General features: G+C 59.5%; 18 protein-coding genes. 13 read left to right on the top strand and 5 right to left on the bottom strand.

Features of this window, described 5'->3' with window-relative positions; genetic code table 11:
* Window positions 1-99: 99 nt before the first annotated feature.
* From clpB to JHD64_RS12570, 3 genes are all read left to right on the top strand, one after another.
* Window positions 100-2,679: an ATP-dependent chaperone ClpB gene (gene clpB / locus JHD64_RS12580; protein ID WP_059285184.1), complete on the top strand. Its 2,580-nt coding sequence runs from the start codon at window positions 100-102 to the stop codon at window positions 2,677-2,679.
* A gap of 178 nt (window positions 2,680-2,857) precedes the next feature.
* Entirely contained in the window at window positions 2,858-3,544 is a 687-nt protein-coding gene (locus JHD64_RS12575; RefSeq protein WP_199053439.1) for a CDGSH iron-sulfur domain-containing protein, read from the top strand.
* Window positions 3,545-3,633: 89 nt separating this feature from the next.
* Window positions 3,634-4,008 carry a cupin domain-containing protein gene (locus JHD64_RS12570; protein ID WP_199053438.1) on the top strand — a complete coding sequence of 125 codons (375 nt, stop codon included), beginning with the start codon at window positions 3,634-3,636 and terminating at the stop codon, window positions 4,006-4,008.
* A gap of 60 nt (window positions 4,009-4,068) precedes the next feature.
* Here the strand turns inward: JHD64_RS12570 and JHD64_RS12565 are convergent, their stop codons facing one another.
* Entirely contained in the window at window positions 4,069-4,353 is a 285-nt protein-coding gene (locus JHD64_RS12565) for a hypothetical protein (RefSeq protein WP_059285187.1), read from the bottom strand.
* Window positions 4,354-4,638: 285 nt separating this feature from the next.
* Between JHD64_RS12565 and JHD64_RS12560 the strand changes: the two genes are divergently transcribed.
* Window positions 4,639-5,847 (top strand): amino acid aminotransferase, encoded by a 1,209-nt coding sequence (locus tag JHD64_RS12560; RefSeq protein WP_199053437.1) that lies wholly within the window; start codon window positions 4,639-4,641, stop codon window positions 5,845-5,847.
* A gap of 104 nt (window positions 5,848-5,951) precedes the next feature.
* Here JHD64_RS12560 and JHD64_RS12555 read toward each other — a convergent pair whose 3' ends face one another.
* The 4 genes from JHD64_RS12555 to JHD64_RS12540 form a co-directional block, all read right to left on the bottom strand.
* The gene (locus tag JHD64_RS12555; protein ID WP_199053436.1) at window positions 5,952-7,709 is read right to left on the bottom strand and encodes an ATP-binding cassette domain-containing protein; all 1,758 of its coding nucleotides are present in this window, start codon (window positions 7,707-7,709) and stop codon (window positions 5,952-5,954) included.
* A 75-nt stretch (window positions 7,710-7,784) separates the two neighbouring features.
* Window positions 7,785-8,360 carry a hypothetical protein gene (locus JHD64_RS12550; protein ID WP_199053435.1) on the bottom strand — a complete coding sequence of 192 codons (576 nt, stop codon included), beginning with the start codon at window positions 8,358-8,360 and terminating at the stop codon, window positions 7,785-7,787.
* A gap of 2 nt (window positions 8,361-8,362) precedes the next feature.
* On the bottom strand, window positions 8,363-8,914 hold the full coding sequence (locus JHD64_RS12545) for a C40 family peptidase (RefSeq protein ID WP_199053434.1): 552 nt from the start codon (window positions 8,912-8,914) through the stop codon (window positions 8,363-8,365).
* On the bottom strand, window positions 8,911-10,827 hold the full coding sequence (locus JHD64_RS12540; protein WP_199053433.1) for an ATP-binding cassette domain-containing protein: 1,917 nt from the start codon (window positions 10,825-10,827) through the stop codon (window positions 8,911-8,913). Before JHD64_RS12540 ends, JHD64_RS12545 begins: the two co-directional genes overlap by 4 nt.
* A 109-nt stretch (window positions 10,828-10,936) precedes the next feature.
* Here JHD64_RS12540 and JHD64_RS12535 point away from each other — a divergent pair, with 109 nt between their 5' ends.
* The 9 genes from JHD64_RS12535 to JHD64_RS12495 all read left to right on the top strand — a co-directional run bounded on the left by JHD64_RS12535 (window position 10,937) and on the right by JHD64_RS12495 (window position 20,827).
* Window positions 10,937-11,293, top strand: coding sequence for a hypothetical protein (locus tag JHD64_RS12535; protein ID WP_059285194.1), 357 nt, complete (start codon window positions 10,937-10,939; stop codon window positions 11,291-11,293).
* An 11-nt stretch (window positions 11,294-11,304) separates the two neighbouring features.
* Window positions 11,305-11,766 (top strand): protein YgfX, encoded by a 462-nt coding sequence (locus tag JHD64_RS12530; protein ID WP_370540955.1) that lies wholly within the window; start codon window positions 11,305-11,307, stop codon window positions 11,764-11,766.
* Window positions 11,763-13,031, top strand: a complete 1,269-nt coding sequence (gene folC / locus JHD64_RS12525; protein WP_199053431.1) for a bifunctional tetrahydrofolate synthase/dihydrofolate synthase — start codon at window positions 11,763-11,765, stop codon at window positions 13,029-13,031. Before JHD64_RS12530 ends, folC begins: the two co-directional genes overlap by 4 nt.
* Before the next feature lie 7 nt (window positions 13,032-13,038).
* On the top strand, window positions 13,039-13,977 hold the full coding sequence (locus tag JHD64_RS12520; RefSeq protein ID WP_199053430.1) for an SPOR domain-containing protein: 939 nt from the start codon (window positions 13,039-13,041) through the stop codon (window positions 13,975-13,977).
* A 6-nt stretch (window positions 13,978-13,983) separates the two neighbouring features.
* Complete coding sequence (locus tag JHD64_RS12515; protein ID WP_059286098.1) at window positions 13,984-14,478, top strand: CvpA family protein; 495 nt, start codon at window positions 13,984-13,986, stop codon at window positions 14,476-14,478.
* 112 nt (window positions 14,479-14,590) lie between these two features.
* A complete protein-coding gene (gene purF / locus JHD64_RS12510; protein WP_059286097.1) occupies window positions 14,591-16,126 on the top strand; it encodes an amidophosphoribosyltransferase in 1,536 nt (511 codons plus the stop codon).
* A 188-nt stretch (window positions 16,127-16,314) separates the two neighbouring features.
* Window positions 16,315-17,499: an O-succinylhomoserine sulfhydrylase gene (locus JHD64_RS12505; RefSeq protein ID WP_059286096.1), complete on the top strand. Its 1,185-nt coding sequence runs from the start codon at window positions 16,315-16,317 to the stop codon at window positions 17,497-17,499.
* 205 nt (window positions 17,500-17,704) lie between these two features.
* Window positions 17,705-18,346, top strand: coding sequence for a TetR/AcrR family transcriptional regulator (locus JHD64_RS12500; RefSeq protein WP_059286095.1), 642 nt, complete (start codon window positions 17,705-17,707; stop codon window positions 18,344-18,346).
* Between the two features lie 27 nt (window positions 18,347-18,373).
* On the top strand, window positions 18,374-20,827 hold the full coding sequence (locus tag JHD64_RS12495) for an acyl-CoA dehydrogenase (RefSeq protein ID WP_199053429.1): 2,454 nt from the start codon (window positions 18,374-18,376) through the stop codon (window positions 20,825-20,827).
* The last annotated feature ends 23 nt before the right edge of the window (window positions 20,828-20,850 follow it).

Below are 20,850 nucleotides of genomic sequence, written 5' to 3'. Positions count from 1 at the left end.
ATATCTTGAGCGAATCGCTGCATTTTCTGGTCGGGCAGGATGTGTAGCAATGGCAGCAATTGCAAACAGATCACAATCTTGTTTTGAAGGAGCTTTTTGATGAGATTCGAAAAACTGACCACAAAATTCCAGCAGGCACTGGGCGATGCACAAAGCATGGCACTGGCCGAAGACAACGCTTATATCGAAGCCCAGCACCTGCTGCTGGCCATGATGGACGACAACGACAGCGGCATCGGCGGCCTGCTGGCCCGTGCTGGCGTCAATGTGCCGGGCCTCAAGCTGGCATTGAAAAGTGCCATCCAGCGCCTGCCGAAAGTGCAGGGCGGCAATGGCGAAATCACCGTGTCGCGCGACCTGGGCAATCTGCTCAATGTCACCGACAAGATCGCCACCAAGCAGGGCGATGAATACATTTCCAGCGAGTCCTTCCTGTCCGCCCTGTCGCAGGACAAGGGGGAAACCGGCCGTCTGCTCAAGGAACATGGCGGCAACCACAATGCCATCCAGGCCGCCATTCAGGCGGTGCGTGGCGGCCAGACCGTGGGCAGCCAGGACGCGGAAAGCCAGCGTGAGGCGCTGAAAAAGTACACCACCGACCTGACCGAGCGTGCGCGCAGTGGCAAGCTGGATCCGGTGATCGGCCGTGATGATGAAATCCGCCGCGCCATCCAGGTATTGTTGCGCCGTACCAAGAACAACCCGGTGCTGATCGGCGAGCCGGGCGTGGGCAAGACCGCCATCGTGGAAGGTCTGGCCCAGCGCATCGTCAATGGCGAAGTGCCGGAAAGCCTGAAGAACAAGCGCCTGCTGGTGCTGGACCTGGCGGCGCTGATCGCTGGTGCCAAGTTCCGCGGTGAATTCGAAGAACGGCTGAAAGCCGTGCTGAATGACCTGTCCAAGGACGACGGCCAGACGCTGATCTTTATCGATGAAATCCATACCCTGGTCGGGGCGGGCAAGGCCGAAGGCGCCATGGATGCCGGCAATATGCTCAAGCCGGCACTGGCGCGTGGCGAGCTGCATTGCATTGGCGCCACCACGCTGGATGAATACCGCAAGTACATCGAAAAGGACGCCGCACTGGAACGCCGCTTCCAGAAGGTGCTGGTGAATGAGCCGACGGTGGAAGACACCATTGCCATCTTGCGCGGTCTGCAGGAAAAGTACGAAATCCACCATGGCGTGGACATCACCGACCCGGCCATCGTGGCCGCGGCCGAGCTGTCCCATCGCTATATCACCGACCGTTTCCTGCCTGACAAGGCCATCGACCTGATCGATGAAGCAGCCAGCCGCATCAAGATGGAGCTGGATTCCAAGCCGGAAGCCATGGACAAGCTGGATCGCCGCCTGATCCAGCTGAAGATCGAGCGCGAAGCGGTCAACAAGGAAACCGACGAAGCCAGCCAGAAGCGTCTGCAACTGATCGAGGAAGAAATCCAGCGTCTGCAGCGTGAATATGCCGACATGGAAGAAATCTGGAAGGCCGAAAAAGCTGCAGCGCAAGGCAGCCAGACCATCAAGGAGGAAATCGACCGCCTCAAGGTGGAGATGGAAGACCTCAAGCGCAAGGGCGACTGGCAGAAACTGGCCGAGCTGCAATACGGCAAGCTGCCACAGCTGGAAGCCCAGTTGCGTGAGGCCGAAGCCGCCGATGCCGGTGCCGACAACAAGCCCAACCGCCTGTTGCGCACCCAGGTAGGGGCCGAGGAAATTGCCGAAGTCATCAGCCGCGCCACCGGTATTCCGGTGTCGAAAATGCTGACCGGTGAGCGGGAAAAACTGCTGCGCATGGAAGAAGTATTGCACCAGCGTGTGGTGGGGCAGGACGAAGCGGTACGTGCAGTGGCCGATGCCATCCGTCGTTCGCGTTCCGGTCTGGCCGACCCCAACAAGCCTTATGGTTCCTTCCTGTTCCTGGGGCCGACTGGCGTGGGCAAGACCGAGCTGTGCAAGACCCTGGCTGGTTTCATGTTCGACAGCGAGGAGCATCTGATCCGCATCGACATGTCCGAGTACATGGAGAAGCACTCGGTGGCGCGGCTGATCGGTGCGCCTCCGGGCTATGTCGGCTATGAGGAGGGTGGTTATCTGACCGAGCAGGTGCGCCGCAAACCATATAGCGTGATTCTGTTGGACGAGGTGGAAAAGGCGCATCCGGATGTGTTCAACATCCTGCTGCAAGTACTGGATGATGGCCGCCTGACCGATGGCCAGGGCCGCACCGTGGACTTCAAGAACACGGTGGTGGTGATGACTTCCAATATGGGTAGCCAGCAGATTCAGGCCATGGCGACGGATGACTACCAGGTGATCAAACTGGCGGTGATGGCCGAGGTGAAAACGCATTTCCGCCCCGAGTTCATCAACCGTATTGATGAGGTGGTGGTGTTCCACGGTCTGGACGAGAAGAATATCAAGGCGATTGCCCGTATCCAGCTCAAGGGTCTGGAAAGCCGCCTGGCCAAGCTGGAGCTGAACCTGCAAATCAGCGAAGAGGCCCTGTCCCTGCTGTCCGAGGCCGGCTTCGATCCGGTGTATGGCGCACGTCCGCTCAAGCGCGCCATCCAGAACGAGCTGGAAAACCCGCTGGCCAAGAGCATTCTGGCCGGCAAGTATCCGCCCAAGGCCACCATTATGGTGGAGGCGCGCAACGGGCAGCTGGTATTTGCCTGAGGCTGCAACACCAACTTCAACAAAGCCGACCCTGGTGGTCGGCTTTTTTTACGCCGGCTGCTTTTCTGCGGATGCATCAGAAGAGTCGTTGTTCTGCCTGCGACAAGGCCCAATTACTGAACGAACAGACAGTCACATAATGCGGCAAGGTTAGCTCATCAGCGCACAGGAGCAGGCAATGAAAGCATTGAAAATTACTGTTATGGTCGATGGACCCTATCGTGTGAGCGGCGCAAGCCAAATCACGCAACTGTTTATCCAGCCTGACGCCCAAGGTATATCCTGGAGCTACCGCAAAGGGAAAAGCTTTCCGCTGAAGGAAGAGGGAAGCGCGCTGTGTCGTTGTGGTCACTCAGCCAACAAACCCTACTGTGATGGCAGCCACCAGCGTATTGCTTTCGATGGTCGCGTGGCAGCAACACGGGCTGAATATGCGCAGCAGGCGGAGCTGCAAGAAGGGCCGGTGGTCGCCTTGTCGGATGCCGAAAAGCTGTGTGCATTTGCCCGCTTTTGCGATGCCGGCGGCCAGATTTGGCACTTGGTGGAGCAAGCCGATGCAGAATCGATTGCCTTGACGGTACGCGAGGCCGAACATTGTCCGGCAGGGCGCTTGAAAGTGTGGGATATGCAATCGCAGCAGCCAATCAGCAAGGAGCCGGATACCCCATCCTTGTACTTGCTGGAAGATCCCCAGTGGGGCTGTTCTGCAGCCATATGGGTCAAGGCGGCAGACGTGCTGGAGGTGGAGCAGGGAAAGCCTTACCCGGTACGTGAACGCATGACCTTGTGCCGCTGCGGTGCCTCCAGCAACAAGCCTTTCTGTGATGGCTCGCATGCGTCCATCAAGTGGCAAGACGGGCTTTGAATGTCTATCCCGTTTTGTCGACGGGCTTGGAATGCGCTAAACCAGGCCCGCATAATAGCGGTCTTGTTGATTTTATCGCCCATAAGCGCATGAGCCACATTACCCATTTTTCTGGCAAATCAGTCCACCCCGTCACAGACCGGCCCCGTCCGGAGCGTTTGCTGTCCGGGAACCCGCAACGCCATACCTGGACCCATTACGAAACCGCCGATGAGGTGCTGAGTTGTGGCGTCTGGGCTTGTGAGCCAGGGGCCTGGCGCATTCACTTTGCCGCTGACAAGCATGAATTTTTCTGCGTGATCGAGGGGCTGGTGCGCCTGCATGATGAAGCCGGGAAGGTGGTGGACGTGAAGCCCGGCGAGGCGGCCGTGATTCCTGCCGGCTTTGTCGGCGTGTTCGAGGTGGTGCAGGCGGTGCGCAAATACTTTGTGGTGTGTCAGACATCTGCCTCGCAGACAGCATGATGTTTCGCGGTGTGGCAATGAACAAGGGCGACCAGGGTCGCCCTTTTGCCTGCGTGACTATCAGTTGCGCAGCGGGTCTTCTGCCTCATCCATCGGTTGAACCGGCGGCGGGGTGAAACCATTGATGTCGCGCGAGGATTTTTCCAGTACCAGCACGATGGCTGTGTTCAGTGCGCCGAAAGCCCAACTGATCAGGAAAAATACCGAATAGGCCGACAGCTTGTCGGCAAACAGGGCATTGCCATGCAGTGTGAGTTCGGCAGGATCGAAAATCGAGAAAAACACGCTGGTGGCCAGTACGGCGATGATAAAGGACGGCCAGAACAGCAAAATGCCTTTTTTCATGAGCGCTCTCCGGTATATGCGTTTGTGCCTGGGCTAGGACCGGGCAGGCTGCCGCATGGTTCAGCCCTTGGCACGGATGTCTGCCTGCTCTTGCAGAATATGCCATTTGTCCCGCCAGTGTGTAAGCAGGTGGCAGCTTGTTGTTTTGTCGGCCTGGGGCGGCAGCAAGCGGCCAGATGATGGTAAACTTTGTCCCGGACAAAGATTTTCATCAATCAGCCGCGGCCCGCTGCCTGTGTCAGCGCCCCGGTTGCGGCTGTTCTGCAAAGCAAATGGAGCCCCTGCATGACCTCTTCGATCTTCGCCGCGGTAGAACTGGCCCCGCGCGACCCGATTCTTGGCCTGAACGAAGCTTTCAACGCCGATACCCGTCCCTTCAAGGTGAACCTGGGTGTGGGTGTGTACAGCGACGATAATGGCAAGATTCCGCTGCTGGCAGCCGTCAAGGCCGCGGAAAAGGCCCGTGTTGATGCCATGCTGCCGCGTGGTTATCAGCCGATCGAAGGCCCGGCCGCTTACGACAGCGCCGTGCAAAACCTGCTGTTCGGTGCGGATAGCGCGCTGATCAGCAATGGCCAGGTAGTGACCGCCCAGGCACTGGGTGGTACCGGCGCACTGAAAATCGGTGCCGACTTCCTCAAGCGTCTGAACCCGGAATCCAAGGTTTACATCAGCAACCCGTCGTGGGAAAACCACCGCGCGCTGTTCGAGTCTGCCGGTTTCGAAGTGGAAAACTATCCGTACTACGACGCCGCCACCCGTGGTGTCGACTTTGCCGGCATGAAGTCCTTCCTGCAAAGCCTGGCTGCCGGTTCGGTCATCGTGCTGCATGCCTGCTGCCACAACCCGACCGGTGCCGATCTGTCCGACGCCCAGTGGGCCGAAGTGGTGGAAGTGTGCCGCGCCCAGGGTCTGGTTCCCTTCCTCGACATGGCGTATCAGGGCTTTGCCGATGGCATCGATGCCGACGCCGTGGCCGTGCGTCTGTTCTCCGCTTCCGGTCTGCAATTCTTCGTGTCCAGCTCCTTCTCCAAGAGCTTCTCGCTGTATGGCGAGCGTGTTGGCGCCCTGTCCATCGTGACTGCCAGCAAGGAAGAAACCGGCCGCGTACTGTCGCAGCTGAAGCGCGTGATCCGCACCAACTACTCCAACCCGCCGATCCACGGTGCCGCCATGGTGGCTGCCGTGCTGTCCAGCCCTGAGCTGCGCCAGCAGTGGGAAGACGAACTGGCCGGCATGCGCGACCGCATCCGCGCCATGCGTACCGGTCTGGTCGAAGCCATCAAGGCGCAGGGCGTGGAGCAGGACTTCTCCTTCGTGGCCCAGCAACGCGGCATGTTCTCCTACACCGGTCTGACTGCAGCTCAAGTGGAAGTGCTGAAGAGCGAATTCGGCATCTACGCGGTATCCACCGGCCGCATCTGCCTGGCCGCGCTGAACAGCAAGAACCTGCCGTATGTGGCCGAAGCCATTGCCAAGGTCGTCAAGGGCTGATTTTTTAGCCTTGATATGAGAAAACCCCGCTGCGGCGGGGTTTTTTGTTGTGATCGGCTGCGGAAGGCTGCGCTGCTTGCCGGGCAGGGCGGTATCCGCTGCTATCAGTCCGTAGTGGAACTCTCTCCCCTTTGATCCTGGTAATACATGGCCTGCTGTTGAAACATCCGTGCGTATTTGCCATTTAGCGCCATTAACTGATCATGTGGCCCTTGTTCAACAACGCTGCCCTGATGCAGCACCACAATACGGTCGACAAAGCGTGTCAGGGCCAGCCGATGGCTGGCAATAATGGCGGTTTTCTGGCGGGAAAGCTGGAGAATGCCTTGCATGATGCCAGCCTCAGATTCCGGGTCGAGTGCCGAGGTAGGCTCGTCGAACAGCAAAAGGTCGGCCTCATCGGCATGGGCCATGGCGCGGGCAATGGCCAGGCGCTGCCATTGGCCGCCGGAAAGATCAATGCCCGCTGGAATTTCGGCGCTAAGCGGGATGTCGGTTTTGTCGACAAGGCATGATAGTCCGACAGCAGTCAGGCATTCCGCGCGGCGTAAGGGGTCATCCACTACCAGATTCTCGCTGACGGTGAGAGGAAAGCGGGAAAAATCCTGAAACACTGTGATGACACGGGGTGGTGTGTGCCGGCTGTTCCAGTGCAGTTGGCCGCCAGTGGGCTGGTATAAGCCGCTCAGTATCTTGAGCAAGGTGGATTTGCCGGCACCATTATCGCCAACAAGGGCAATGACTTCGCGTGGGTGAATGGTCAGATTGATGTCGTCCAGAACCGGCGCTGTGCTGTCCTGATATGAAAACCGTATTTTTTCCAGAACCAGATGATGATTGTTGCCGGACTGCGCAATAACGCTTTGTGCTGGTGGGGCGGGCCGCATTTTTTCCTGATGCAAGGCAAGCAGCTTGCCAAAGGGAATGACGCAGTGGGAGGCACGCAACATATCGCCAAAATTATAAATGATGATGGCCAGGCTATCTTTCATCTGGACCAGCGCTCCGAGCAGGAAGGCTAGCTGGGCAATGCTGAAGCGGCCTTGCTGGTAACCGGTGATGACGCCATGCAGCGGGAGCCCGAGGCAGATGCAGGCAAACATTGAGCTGGCTGCCAGCTTGAGGACATTGAGCATGCGGACCTGTTTGACCTTGTCCAGATAGCCCTGATACAAACCGCGCCAGCGCGCCATTAAATGTACCTGCATGCGAAACGTGCGCAAATCCTTGGCAAAATCGGGTTGGGTGAGTATCCGGTCCAGAATGCGCAGTTCGTTGAATGTGGCTGCGTGATGTGCCTGCACATCCCAGCTTTTTGATTCGGCTTGTGCGCGAACCAGCAATACCGGCAGCATGCCTGCCAGTAACAGCAAGGGGATCCACCATGCGGTTTGTCCCAGCAGGAGCAAGAGCGGCAGGGTCATGAAGATTCTTGAGGCGACGGCATACAGGCACAGCAGCAGGTCGCTTATCTCTTCGCTGGCGCGGCTTGCCAGAATGGCGGTTTCCCGTAATGCAGGGTTTTCATGAATGCTCAGGTCGGGAAAGGTGGCAATCATGGTATTGACACGCTGTTTGAGATGCATGCTCAGCGCATCGCGCAGGGTGTCCACGCTGAAGTTGGCCACCAGGCTAAAGCTGTCCTGAAATCCGCTAAGCAGCAGATAAGGCAGCAGCAAGGATATCAAGACAGCGCTGGCCATATTGGTGGTGAGCTGCTCAAGCAATTGCGCATTCAAATACAGCAATAGGGTGGGGATGCTGCTGACCAGCAAATTGGAAATAATGGCCAGGCACAGCGCCGCAGGGGCTGCCTGCCATACCAGTGCCAGTGCGATCCGCAGATTGTGGAGAAATGACATGGCTTTGGCCCGGGAGATAGGGAAGGGCCACCATGCCATGTCATTCAGGCATGATAAATCGGAACAAATGACTGCTTAGTCGGAAAGGGCTTGGGGGCGGCCCAGATAGATGCGTAGTTGCCCGGGAGAGGTTTCCAGTGCGCGAATGACAATGCGTTCACTCACTGGCTTGCCCAGCAATGGGTAGTCCAGCCATGGTTGCAGCGCTGGCAGCCGGGTGAGGTCGATCATGGCAACATCCTGCTCCAGCGTCAGCCAGTCCAGCGGCTTGGTCAGTTGCTGCAATGCCTTGTGGCCGAAAGCGCCTTCCAGTACACCCAGCAACAGTCCGCCCAGTACGCGACGGGTGGTGGAGGGGGAGATGGCCTCGCCCTGCACCTGGTAGCGCAAGCAGATCTGGCGGCTGTTCCAGTCCACCGGCAAAAAATCGAAATGCAGGGTCAGTCGGGCGGCCAGGGGGTGATGGGCGGTCAGGTGCAGGGTGCTGTCGCGGCTGAGCAGTGACAGGCCGTCAATTTGCAGGCTGTCACCATTCAGTGCTTGCTGCAGCTTGCGCAGCAGCCAGGCTTCCTGCAGGGATACGCCATCGCGATGCAGAATGGGGCGCTGCTGCCAGCTGCGTTGCAGCCGGCTGCTCCAGGATGCTTGCATGTTCAGGCAAACAGCGTACGCGCGCCCTCGTAGCGCGCCGCGAAGTAGCTGTTGTCCAGCCGGTCGACGCGGATGGCGCTATTGGTACGCGGAGCATGCACGAACTTGTTGTCGCCGATGTAAATGCCCATGTGCGAGAAGGAGCGGTTCATGGTGTTGAAGAACACCAGGTCGCCCACCTGCATCTGGCTATTGCTGACGGGGCGGGCCAGGCTGGCGATCTGGGCGGCATTGTGCGGCAGTTTTACCCCGACAGCATTCTGGTAGATGTAGCTGACCATGCCGCTGCAATCCAGCCCGGCTTCCGGGTTGGCGCCGCCGAATTTGTAGTCCAGATCAAGCAGGCCCAGGGTGTACATGAGAATTTCCCGGCCCGCTCCGTCTGCCTTCAGCGCGGACAGCGTCTTGTCCTGTGAAGGATGGGGACGCAGCTGGCTGGTTTTGCGGGGTGGTGTGCCGCAGGCACTCAGCCACAGTGCCAGCGAACCGAGCAGGGCACCGCCGAGGAAATGTCGACGTTCGGGCGAAGGCGGGGTGGGCCGGTGGATACTCATTTCTGTTTTGCCTCCAGTTCTTCCCAGCGCGCCAGTTTTTCCAGCAGCAGTTCATCGATGGCTTCGATACGTTGCTGCCAGGCAATGGCGTCCTTGGGGTGGTCACGATAGCAATTCGGGTCGAGCAATTGCTGGTTGAGCGTGGCTTGCTCGGTTTCCAGCGCGGCGATCTCGTCGGGCAAGGCCGCCAGCTCACGACCTTCATTGTAGGAAAGCTTGCTGCGGCCGGCCTTGGGCTTGTCCTGGCGCGCGGGTGCGGTGCTGGGGGCTGCGGCCGGCTTGCTGCTTTCTGCCGGTTTCAGCGCCGCCATGCGGGCACGGGTGTCGATCCAGTCCTGATAGCCGCCCGGATATTCTTCCAGCTGGCCCTCGCCTTCAAAGGCAATCACCTGGGTGACCACATTATCGAGGAAGGCGCGGTCGTGGCTGACCAGAAATACGGTGCCGGAGTATTGGGCGATGACATCTTCCAGCAGTTCCAGCGTGTCGATATCCAGATCGTTGGTGGGTTCATCCAGCACCAGCACATTGGCCGGGCGGGTGAACAGCCGCGCCAGCAGCAGACGGTTGCGCTCGCCACCCGACAGCGAACGCACCGGGCTGCGCGCGCGCTGCGGTGAGAACAGGAAGTCTTCCAGATAGCTCATCACATGCTTCTTGACGCCGCCGATTTCGACGAAGTCATTGCCCTGGCTGATGATGTCGGCCACGCTGGTGTCCTCATCCAGCTGCTCGCGGAACTGGTCGAAGTAGGCGATATCCAGCTTGCTGCCTTGCTTGATGCTGCCGCTGTCGGCCTCCAGCTGGCCCAGAATCAGCTTGAGCAGGGTGGTCTTGCCGGCACCGTTGGGGCCGATCAGGCCGATCTTGTCGCCCCGCAGGATGCGGGTGGTGAAATTCCTGATCAGCGTGCGGCCTTCGAAGCCCTTGCTCACGCCTTCCAGTTCGGCCACCAGCTTGCCGGAGCGTTCGCCCGGGTCCAGCTGGAAATTCACCTGGCCCACGCGTTCGCGCCGGGCACTGCGCTCGCGGCGGATGGCTTCCAGCCGGCGCACGCGGCCTTCGTTACGGGTACGGCGCGCCTCGATGCCCTTGCGTATCCATACCTCTTCCTGGGCATGAAACTTGTCGAAAATGCGGTTCTGTTCTTCCTCGATGGCGATTTCTTCAGCCTTGCGTACCTGGTAAGCAGAGAAACTGCCCGGATAGCTGCGCAGGATGCCGCGGTCCAGCTCGATGATGCGGGTGGCCACATTATCCAGAAAACGCCGGTCGTGGGTGATCAGCAATACGCTGCCGGCAAAGTTCTTGAGCAGCCCTTCCAGCCATTCGATGGCGGCAACGTCCAGATGGTTGGTCGGTTCATCCAGCAGCAGCACTTCCGGTTTGGCGGTCAGTGCGCGGGCCAGCGCCACCCGTTTTTTCCAGCCGCCGGACAGCTCGCGAATCAGCGTGTCGGGCTTGAGTTCCAGATGGGACAGCGTGGTGGCAATCAGCGCGTCAAACTGCCAGCCATCGCGGGCTTCCAGCTCATGTTGCAGGGTTTCCATGCGCGCCAGTGCGGCGGTGTGGTCGGCATCGGCCTGGGTCAGCTGCTGGGTGATGTGATGGTATTCGCTCAGCAGTGCCTGCAGATCGCCCAATCCTTCGGCCACCGCTTCAAATACCGTTTGTTCCGGGTTGAATTCCGGTTCCTGCGCCACGTAGGCCACGCGCACATCGCCCTTGATGTTGATGCGTCCGTCGTCCAGGGTGATGGCACCGGCAATGCCCTTGAGCAGGGATGACTTGCCTGCGCCGTTGCGACCGATCAGGCCGACCACTTCGCCCGGCTCCAGTGAGAAATCCACATTATCCAGCAGGGCGTGGTGGCCAAACGCCAGGCAGGCCTTTTCAACAGAAATCAATGACATTGAGGCATCTTGTAATCGGGTGACAATGGCCGCAATTGTAGCATGCGGCGTGCTGGCCCTTGCCGACTTGGGTTACAATGCGCGCCAACTCGGAATGGAAAGGATTGCCATGTATTTTGTTGACCGCTCGGTGGCTGTGATCAAGCCCAAGCAAGCGTTTCTGGACTGGCTGAATGCCGTGCCCGGCAACGATATGGTGGATTTGACCCTGGATAGCCTGCGTAGCGACTGTACGGTGATCCTGCTGCCGGAATTCAACGAGCCGGAAGAGGCGGTTGCCCATATCGACGAGCAGTACGAACAATTGTTCAAGATTGAAGTGGCTTCCTGGTATGACGATGAAGACCTGTGGCCCAAGGATATGTCGCTGAAGGCCTTCTGGGAGTGGTTTGACGTGGAGATCCACTCCACCGTGCTGGATACCGTCGACGCCGACATCAGCAATACACCGGCCAGCGAGCTGTAAGCGCGTCGGCCATGCGCGCGCGCCAGTTGCTACCGCCATTTGCCCTGCGCATCCGCCCGTCGCGTTACTGGCTGGGCTTGTTGTCCGGCCTGTTGTTGCTGTCCGCCGTGCTGGTGTTGGTTTATGTCGCGGACTTATGGTGGCTGCTGCCCTTGCAGTGCCTGCTTGGCTGGCAGGCGTTGCGCGCCAATGGCTGGTGGCGGCGCAGCCCCTTGCAAGCGATAGCGGTGGACGGGCTGGGCCGGATGTACTGGCACTATGCCGGCCGCGCGCTTGAAGTAGTGCCCGGAGACGACTGTTTCATCTCGCCGTTTCTCCTTATTGTCAATGTGACGGCTGCAGGCCGTCGTCACAGCTGCCTGTTGCTGCCGGATAGTGCTGAAGCCCAAGCATTGCGGCAGTTGCGGGTTTATCTGCTGTGGTTTCATGCAGACGTGGCGACTGAGCCGTCTGCTGTCGTAGAGCATCCATGACGCAAAAAACAACTCTGAACGAATGGCTGGGCTGGCTCGAGGGCCTGCATGCCAGCGCCATCGACATGGGGCTGGACCGGGTACGCCAGGTCTGGGACGCCATGCGGCTGAAGCCGGCTTTCCCCGTCATCATGGTGGCAGGTACCAATGGTAAGGGTTCGGTCTGTGCCATGCTCTCCACCATGTATCAGCGTGCCGGTTTCAAGGTGGGCTGTTACACCTCGCCGCACATCCTCCGTTACAACGAGCGCGTGGCCATCGATCTGCAGCCGGTCAGTGATGCGCGCATCATGCAGAGCTTTGCTGCCATCGATGCGGCGCGTGGCGACACCTCGCTGACCTATTTCGAATTCGGCACGCTGGGCGCCATGCACAGCTTCGTCGAAGAGCAGGTCGATGTGGCGATCATGGAGGTCGGTCTGGGCGGGCGGCTGGATGCAGTCAATATCTTTGAACCGGACGTCTCGGTGGTGGTCAGTGTGGATATCGATCACGCGGCCATTCTGGGAGACAACCGCGAAGACATCGGCTTTGAAAAGGCGGGCATCTATCGCCCCGGCAAGCCCGCCATCTGCGCAGACCCGCAGCCACCGCAGCGCCTGCTGGATCATGCCGCTGCCATCGGTGCCGAGCTCAAGCTGGTCGGGCGCGATTACAGTTACCAGCGCATGGAAAACCAGTGGTCTTTCCAGATGGGAACTTCACGGCGTCATGCCTTGCCGATGCCGGCCCTGCGCGGCGGCTATCAGCTGGGCAATGCCGCTGCGGCATTGGCGGTGCTCGACTGCCTGCATGAGCGCCTGCCGGTCGGCATTGGTGCGCTGAAGCAAGGTTTGGTCGAGGTGGACTGGCCTGGCCGTTTCCAGGTATTGCCGGGCCGTCCGCTGGTGGTGCTGGATGTCGGTCACAATCCGCACGCGGTCAAGGCCATGGTGGCCAGTCTGCGCCAGCTGCCGTTTGCCGAAAACCGTTACGCGGTGTTTTCCATGCTGGCGGACAAGGATCTGCCGGCGGTGGCCGAGCTGGCGCGTGGCGAATTTGACGGCTGGTTCGTCGCCGGGCTGGACATGCCGCGCGGGCAGAGCGGGGCGGACATTGCCGCACGGCTGCAGGCATTGGGCATTGGCAAGGTGCAGGCTTTTGTGGATGTGGCCTCGGCCTGGCAAGCTGCCTTATCGGCAGCGGGTGAGAATGATAGAATTACCGTTTTCGGCTCTTTCCACACCGTGGCCGAGGTGATGGAAGCCCGTCAGCAACGAATTTGAGGATTGCATGGCTCTGTCTGCTCACGATGAACTGATTCTGTTGCGCAAGCGCGCCAGGCGTCGCCTGGTGGGGGCGATTGTGCTGGTCACGGTGTCCACCGGCGTACTGTGGAATGTCGTTGGCCACCTGCCCGAGCAGCAAATGCGCCCCGAATCGGTGGAGATCGCCAGCGAGGCTTCCGGCACGCCAGCTGATGCAGCCCTGCCGCCGGCAGAAACCGTAGCGGGTGCCAGCTCCGCGCCGCTGGCCAGCAAGGTGCAGGCCTCGGCAGCACATCTGGCCGCCGCCTCTGCCCCGGCTGCCAAGCCGGCCGGGACTCAGTTGCCGGCAGATCTGGCTTCGGTCGAGCCCGACCGGCCGGCCGCCACTGCCAGCCATGCCGCGCCGGCCGTTGCCGCGGTTGCTGCCGTCGGCGCCGTGGCCGCAGTACAAGCAAGCAAACCCAAGCCGGCAGAAGCGGCCAGTCAGCCTGCCGCGCATGAGCCGGTAAAGAAAAAGACCGCCAGCAAGCCGGCGGAAGCCAAGCCGCTGGTGGCGCATGTGGAAAAACCGCCCAAGGCCGACAGCAAACCGCTTGGCAAGCCGGAGCAGCCCAAGCGCAAGCAGGCTGATCCTGCCGCCATTCTGGCGGGACACTTCGACGAAGAGCCGGCTCCCGGCAGTGCGGCCACAAAGAAAAGTGAGTCCAAGCCGGAAAAAGTGGATAATGGCGCCGGTGGCAAGGCGGTGATCCAGCTGGCGGCCTTGTCTGACCCGGCCAAGGCCGACGCGCTCAAGAGCAAATTGTCCGGCTTGGGCGTGTCCGCTCATTTCAGCAAGGTACAGACCAGCAAGGGTGAAGTGACCCGGGTGCGGGTGGGGCCGTTTGCCTCGCGTGCCGAAGCCGAAGCAGCCTTGCACAAGCTGTCGCAGGCCGGCGTATCCGGCATCATTGTCAACAAGTAAGCGCCGATGACAGTCTTTGACTACATTGTGATAGCCATCGTGCTGGGTTCGGTGCTGGTGGCCCTGGTGCGCGGCCTGGTGGCCGAGGTGTTGTCGCTGGGGTCCTGGTTGCTGGCCTTCTGGTGTGCCAAGGAATTGTCGCCACTGCTGGCCACCTTCATGCCAAACGAGTTGCCCAGCCAGGGTTTGCGCCTGGTGGCCTCGTTTGTGTTGCTGTTTTTCCTGTCGTGGCTGGCCACGGCTTTATTGCGCATCACCCTGACCAGTTTGCTGGACTCGACCGGGCTGGGTGGTCTGAACCGATTGATGGGTGCCGTGTTTGGTCTGGCTCGCGGGCTGGTACTGGTCACGGTGCTGGTGCTGGTGGGCGGTCTGAGTGATCTGCCGCGCCAGCCTATGTGGAGGAATGCGGTATTGGCCGCTCCATTTGAATCATTGGCCTTGTCATTAAGGCCCTGGCTGCCGGCGATGCTGGCAGACAACCTGCATTACACGGGATAGTGTGATGAAACAGGCGGAATATCTTGATATCTTCACTTCAAGATTTCCGCCTTTTTCTTTGGCTGTATGTTTTGTCTGAAAATCCAGGTAGTTGGGAAGAGAGAGTAGAGCAATGTGTGGAATCCTAGGCGTGGTAGGGCAGTCTCCCGTCAACCAGTTGTTGTATGACGGACTGCAAGTGCTGCAGCACCGTGGACAGGATGCGGCGGGTATTGTCACTTCCAGTGGCAAGACCTTTCACATGCACAAGGGCAGCGGCATGGTGCGCGATGTGTTCCGCACCCGCAATATGCGTTCGCTGATGGGCAATGCCGGAATCGCCCATGTGCGTTATCCCACGGCAGGCTCTGCTTCCAGTCTGGCGGAAGCCCAGCCTTTCTATGTCAACTCGCCGTTTGGCATCGTGCTGGCGCATAACGGCAACCTGACCAATACCGAAGAGCTGAAGGCGGACATGTTCCGTCACGACCTGCGTCATATCAATACCAACTCCGACTCGGAAGTGCTGCTCAATGTGTTTGCCCATGAGCTGGCGGCGCGGGTGGAAGGTTTCGAGTTGAGCGTGGAAGCCATTTTTGGTGCCATCGAGGCTGTGCATCGCCGCGTGCGCGGCGCCTACGCCGTGGTGGCGCTGATCGCCGGTTACGGCCTGGTGGCCTTCCGCGATCCCAATGGCATCCGCCCGCTGGTGATCGGCAGTACCCAGGGAAGTGGCAAGACCGAATACATGTTTGCGTCCGAATCGGTGGCACTGGATTGCTCCGGTTTCAGCATCCTGCGCGATGTCGAGCCGGGTGAAGGAGTGTTCGTCAGCTTTGATGGCGATTTCCACGCCCGTCCCTGCGCCAAGGAAGTGCGTCATGCGCCCTGCCTGTTCGAATATGTTTACTTTGCCCGCCCGGATTCGGTGATCGACGGCGCCTCGGTTTACCAGTCGCGCATTGTGATGGGTGAGAAGCTGGGTGAGAAAATCCGTCGCGTGCTGCCTGCGCTGGATATCGATGTGGTGATGCCGATCCCGGATACCAGCCGCCCCAGTGCACTCGCCCTGGCCAATAGTCTGGGTCTGCCGTATCGCGAAGGCTTTATCAAGAACCGCTACATCGGCCGCACCTTCATCATGCCGGGCCAGGCCGTGCGCAAGAAATCGGTACGGCAGAAGCTCAACCCGGTGGCCTGCGAATTCAAGGACCGTAATGTCTTGCTGGTGGATGACTCCATCGTGCGAGGCACTACTTCCAAGGAAATCGTGCAAATGGCGCGGGATGCCGGTGCGCGCAAGGTCTACTTTGCTTCGGCTGCGCCGGCGGTACGCTTTCCCAATGTCTACGGCATCGACATGCCGACCCGTGCCGAATTGCTGGCCACCGGCCGTACCGAGCAGGAAATCGCCGAAGAGATTGGTGCCGACGCCGTGATCTACCAGGATCTGGCTGCCCTGCAAGAGGCAGTGCACTCGGTCAATCCCAAGCTGCACGAGTTTGAAACTTCCTGCTTCGATGGCCGGTACATCACCGGCGACATTACCGCAGCCTACCTGGATGCGATTGAATGTGCGCGTGGCGATGGCGGCAAGAAGGATGAAAATCCGGTCAGCACGCAGATGATCGATTTGAACCTGAATGTGGCAGAACAGAACCTGATGTAAGTCAGGCCAGGCAAAAAACCGGCTGCGGCCGGTTTTTTGCTTTGTGGCTGCCGCGCATAGCGTCGGCAGCAGACATCCATATGCCGCAATTTCATTTAAATAATGGCGGGCGATCAGGCAATATAGTCAGCACAAGGCGGTGGCCGGTCATGGTGACCCGCAGCCGATAACAAGACCCGAGAATCATCATGTCAGTTGAAAATACCCCGGAGCAATACCACGCCGAGACGCTGGCGATCCGTGGCGGTCGTGAAAGCAGCGACTATCGCGAGCACAGCCAGGCGCTGCACCTTACTTCCAGCTTTTGCTATGAATCGGCCGCGCAGGCTGCCGCCATGTTCATGGGCGAAATCGAAGGCTATACCTATTCCCGTTTCACCAATCCCACGGTCACTGCCTTCCAGCAGCGGCTGGCGCTGATGGAAGGCGGCGAACGCGCCATTGCCACGGCCACCGGCATGGCGGCCATCCAGGCCATCATGATGAGCCTGCTCAAGGCGGGCGATCATATCGTTTCCTCGCAAAGCCTGTTTGGCTCCACTACCAATCTGTTTGCCGGCTTGCTGGCAAAGTTCGGCGTGGAAACCACCTTTGTCAATGCGACCGATCTGGCGGCCTGGGAGGCTGCGGTCAAGCCGAACAGCAAGCTGTTCTTTTTGGAAACCCCCTCCAATCCGCTGACCGAAATCGCCGATATCGCCGCAGTGGCGGCCATTGCTCACCAGCATGATGCCTTGCTGGTGGTGGATAACAGTTTCTGTTCGCCGGCGCTGCAGCAGCCGCTCAAACTGGGTGCTGATCTGGTGATGCACTCGGCCACCAAGTATCTGGATGGTCATGGCCGTGTGATGGGGGGAGCGGTAGTGGGCAGCCATGCCCTGGTGGAGCAGGTTTATCTGCATGTGCGCACGGCCGGTCCGACCCTGGCGCCGTTCAATGCCTGGGTGCTGCTGTCCGGCCTGGAGACGCTGTCGCTGCGCATGGAAAAACACAGCGCCAACGCCCTGCAGCTGGCGCAGTGGCTGGAAGCGCACCCGGCGGTCGAGCGTGTGTATTACCCCGGTCTGGCCAGCCATCCCCAGCATGCGCTGGCTACCCGTCAGCAGCGTGGCGGCGGGGCCGTGGTGTCCTTCGTGGTTAAGGGAGGGCGTGCCGCTGCCTGGAAGTTGGTGGATGGCGTGCAACTGATCTCGCGTACTGCCAATCTGGGCGATGTAAAGAGTACAATTACCCACCCGGCATCGACCACCCATGCGCGTGTCGCCCCTGAGGTCAGGCTGAAAGCCGGCATCGAAGAGGGTTTGATTCGTGTCGCGGTGGGTCTGGAAAATATTGCCGACCTGCAGGCCGATCTGGCACGTGGGCTTGACTAAACAATAAACCCTGCGTTTCATTCAAACGAACGGCAGTCTAGACTTAGACTGCCGTTTTCGCGATGGTGGCGAGAAAATCCGCAGTGACGGAGCGGATGATTTTCTTGACACTGATCAAATTAAAACGTAAGTTTGAAACGCTTGTTCGAAAGCTGAGATGGACAAGACCAAATACCCTGCAAGTACAAAAAAGGCACAAGAGAACATGGAAGCCAGCCGCCCGGATACGGCAACGCGAATTCTGGACGTTTCCGAGCGGCTGTTCGTGGAGCACGGTTTCGAGGCTACCTCGCTTCGCATGATTACTCAGCAGGCCGAAGTCAACCTGGCCGCAGTGAATTATCACTTCGGCTCAAAGGATGCACTGTTTGAAGCCGTGTTCATGCGCAGGCTGGCGCCCTTGATTGCGTCCTGCCTGGCAGAGCTGGATGAGCTGGAGACAAGAGAAGAGAAGCTGTCAGTGGAAAGCCTGGTCACGACATTCATCCGTCCGTGTCTGGCGCTGTCCAAGGACCCTGCGAGGGGCGGGGCCCTGTTTGTCAGACTTCTGTCGCGCACGCTGGTGGAAAACCACCGCCTGCTGCGCGAAACCATCTCGCAGCAATACAGTGTGTTCGTGCAACGCTACTCGCGCGCCTTTCATCATGCGCTGCCGCAGCTTGGGGTTGAGGAGTTGGCCTGGCGGATGCACTTCGCATTCAGTGTCATGTTCAATGCCTTTGCCGGTAATGATGTGCTGAAGATTTTCACTCGCAGCCAGATCGTTACCGCGCGGGATCCCGACATGATTGTGAAGTATCTTGTGCCGTTTGTGGTTGCCGGGTTGGTCTCGCCTGTCGAAGGTTAAGCAGGGTCAACACGAGGGTAAATCACAATGTTAGCTGCTGTTCTTCTCATCGCACTGATTGGTGCGTTGGCGTATTATCGCGCGCCGGTTCTGGCGTGGACCGTGGTGCTGGTGGCCTGGCTGGCTGCTCTGCAATTCGCTTTTGGCTGCCCGGTGTCGGCTGCCGCCTGGGGCGTTTTCGCCGTGCTGGCGGCCGTGCTGAATATCGTGCCGCTGCGTCGCGCACTGTTTACCGGACCGGTATTCGGGGTGTTCAAGAAAATCACCCCGGCGATGTCGCAAACCGAGCAAGAGGCGATCAATGCCGGCACCGTATGGTGGGACCGTGACCTGTTTTCCGGCAAGCCGGATTACCAGCGCCTGCTGTCCTTTCCGGATGCCAAGCTGAGTGCGGAAGAACAAGCCTTTCTGGATGGCCCCACCGAGCAACTGTGCTCGATGATCGATGACTGGAAGATCACCCACGAATTGAAGGACTTGCCGCCTGAAGTATGGCAGTTCATCAAGGACAATGGCTTCCTTGGCATGATTGTCAAAAAGAAATATGGCGGTCTGGAATTCTCCAACTATGCCCACGCCAAGGTGGTCACCAAAATCGCCACCCGCGGTGGTTCTGCTGCCGTGTCGGTGATGGTGCCCAACTCGCTCGGGCCGGGCGAATTGCTGCAGCACTACGGCACCGAAGCACAAAAAGACTACTACCTGCCGCGCCTGGCCAAGGGTGTCGAGGTGCCGTGCTTTGCCCTGACCAGCCCGTATGCCGGTTCCGATGCGGGCAGCATTCCTGACTATGGCATTGTCTGCCGGGGTGGCTATACCGACCCGCGTAGTGGCGAGCGCCATGAAAACGTGCTGGGCCTGCGCGTCAGCTGGGAAAAGCGCTGGATCACCCTGGCGCCGGTGGCCACCATTCTGGGTCTGGCATTCAAGATGTACGACCCTGATCACCTGCTGGGTGACAAGGAAGAAATCGGCATCACCTGCGCGCTGGTGCCCACCGAGCATGAAGGGGTGTGCATTGGCCGTCGTCACTTCCCGGGTGGCGCCGCGTTCATGAATGGCCCGACCTGGGGCAAGGATGTGTTCATCCCGCTGGAATGGATCATCGGTGGTCGTGAATTCGCCGGTCAGGGCTGGCGCATGCTGGTGGAGTGCCTGTCGGTGGGGCGCTGCATTTCCCTGCCGGCAATGTCGGTGGCCTGCGGCAAGGTGACCACCTTCACTACCGGTGCTTATGCCCGCATCCGCGACCAGTTTGGCCTGCCCATCGGCAAGTTCGAAGGGGTGGACGAAGCCATGGCACGCATCGGTGGCTACACCTACCAGATGGAAGCCTCGCAGGACCTGGCGCTGACCGGTCTGGACATGGGTGAAAAGCCGTCCGTGCTGTCCGCTGTGCTGAAGTATCACAACACCGAGCGCATGCGCAAAACCATCAATGACGCCATGGACATCCATGGCGGCAAGGCGGTGGTACTGGGTCCGCGCAATTACCTGGCGCGTGCCTATCAGTCCATTCCCATCGGTATTACCGTGGAAGGCGCCAATATCCTGACGCGCTCCATGATTATTTATGGCCAGGGTGCCATTCGCTGCCATCCCTTTGTACTGCGTGAAATGAAGGCGGCCATGGCCAATGATGGCGCCGAGTTTGATCGTGCCATTACCGGTCACATCAACTTCGTGATCAGCAATGTGTTCCGTTCGCTGTGGCTGGGCCTGACCGGCGCACGCTTTGCCGGCGCGCCGCGTGGCGGCGAGACGGCGCGCTATTACAAGCAGATCACCCGTTTCTCCAGTGCCTTTGCCTTGCTGTCTGACATGGCCATGTTCAGCCTGGGTGGTTCGCTGAAATTCCGCGAAAAGCTGTCGGCCCGTCTGGGTGACATGTTGTCCAATCTGTATATCGCCACTGCCTGCCTCAAGCGTTTCGAGCGCGAAGGTGCGCAGAAGCAAGATCTGGCCGTGCTGCGCTGGGCAGTGGAAAACGCGCTGTTCGATTTGCAGACGGCCATGGATGGTTTTCTGGCCAACCTGCCGAGCCGTGGTCTGGCCTGGGTGCTGCGCAAGATCATCTTCCCGTGGGGTCTCACGCTCAAGCCTGCTTCCGACCGTATTGGCACCAAGGTGGCCCGCGCCATGATGGAGCCGGGCGGCATGCGCGAGCGGCTGACGCGTGGCATGTATGTGCCGCCTTCCGAGGAAGATGCGGTAGGTGTGCTGCAGCATGCGCTGACGGCGATTCTGGCTACTGAGCCGGTGGAACAGAAGCTGCGCAAGCTGGCGCGTGAAGGCAAGTTCCGCACGATTACCGCCAGGGAGCGTCTGCAAGAAGCCTTGCAGGCCGGTCTGGTCACCCAGGCCGAATTCGATGCCGTGGCCAGGGCCCGCAAGCTCAAGCGTGATGTCATCATGGTGGATGATTTCGACATGGCCCTGGAACGTCATGACGATGCGCTGTTGCAGCGGCACATTTTCTGAATCCATTCTCTACACTGAATGAA

Origin of the sequence: Aquitalea sp. ASV15, assembly GCF_016429115.1 — a bacterium.
Taxonomy (GTDB): domain Bacteria; phylum Pseudomonadota; class Gammaproteobacteria; order Burkholderiales; family Chromobacteriaceae; genus Aquitalea; species Aquitalea magnusonii.
Note: the sequence above shows the minus strand (reverse complement) of the source record. Positions and strands in the feature narration are given on the sequence as shown.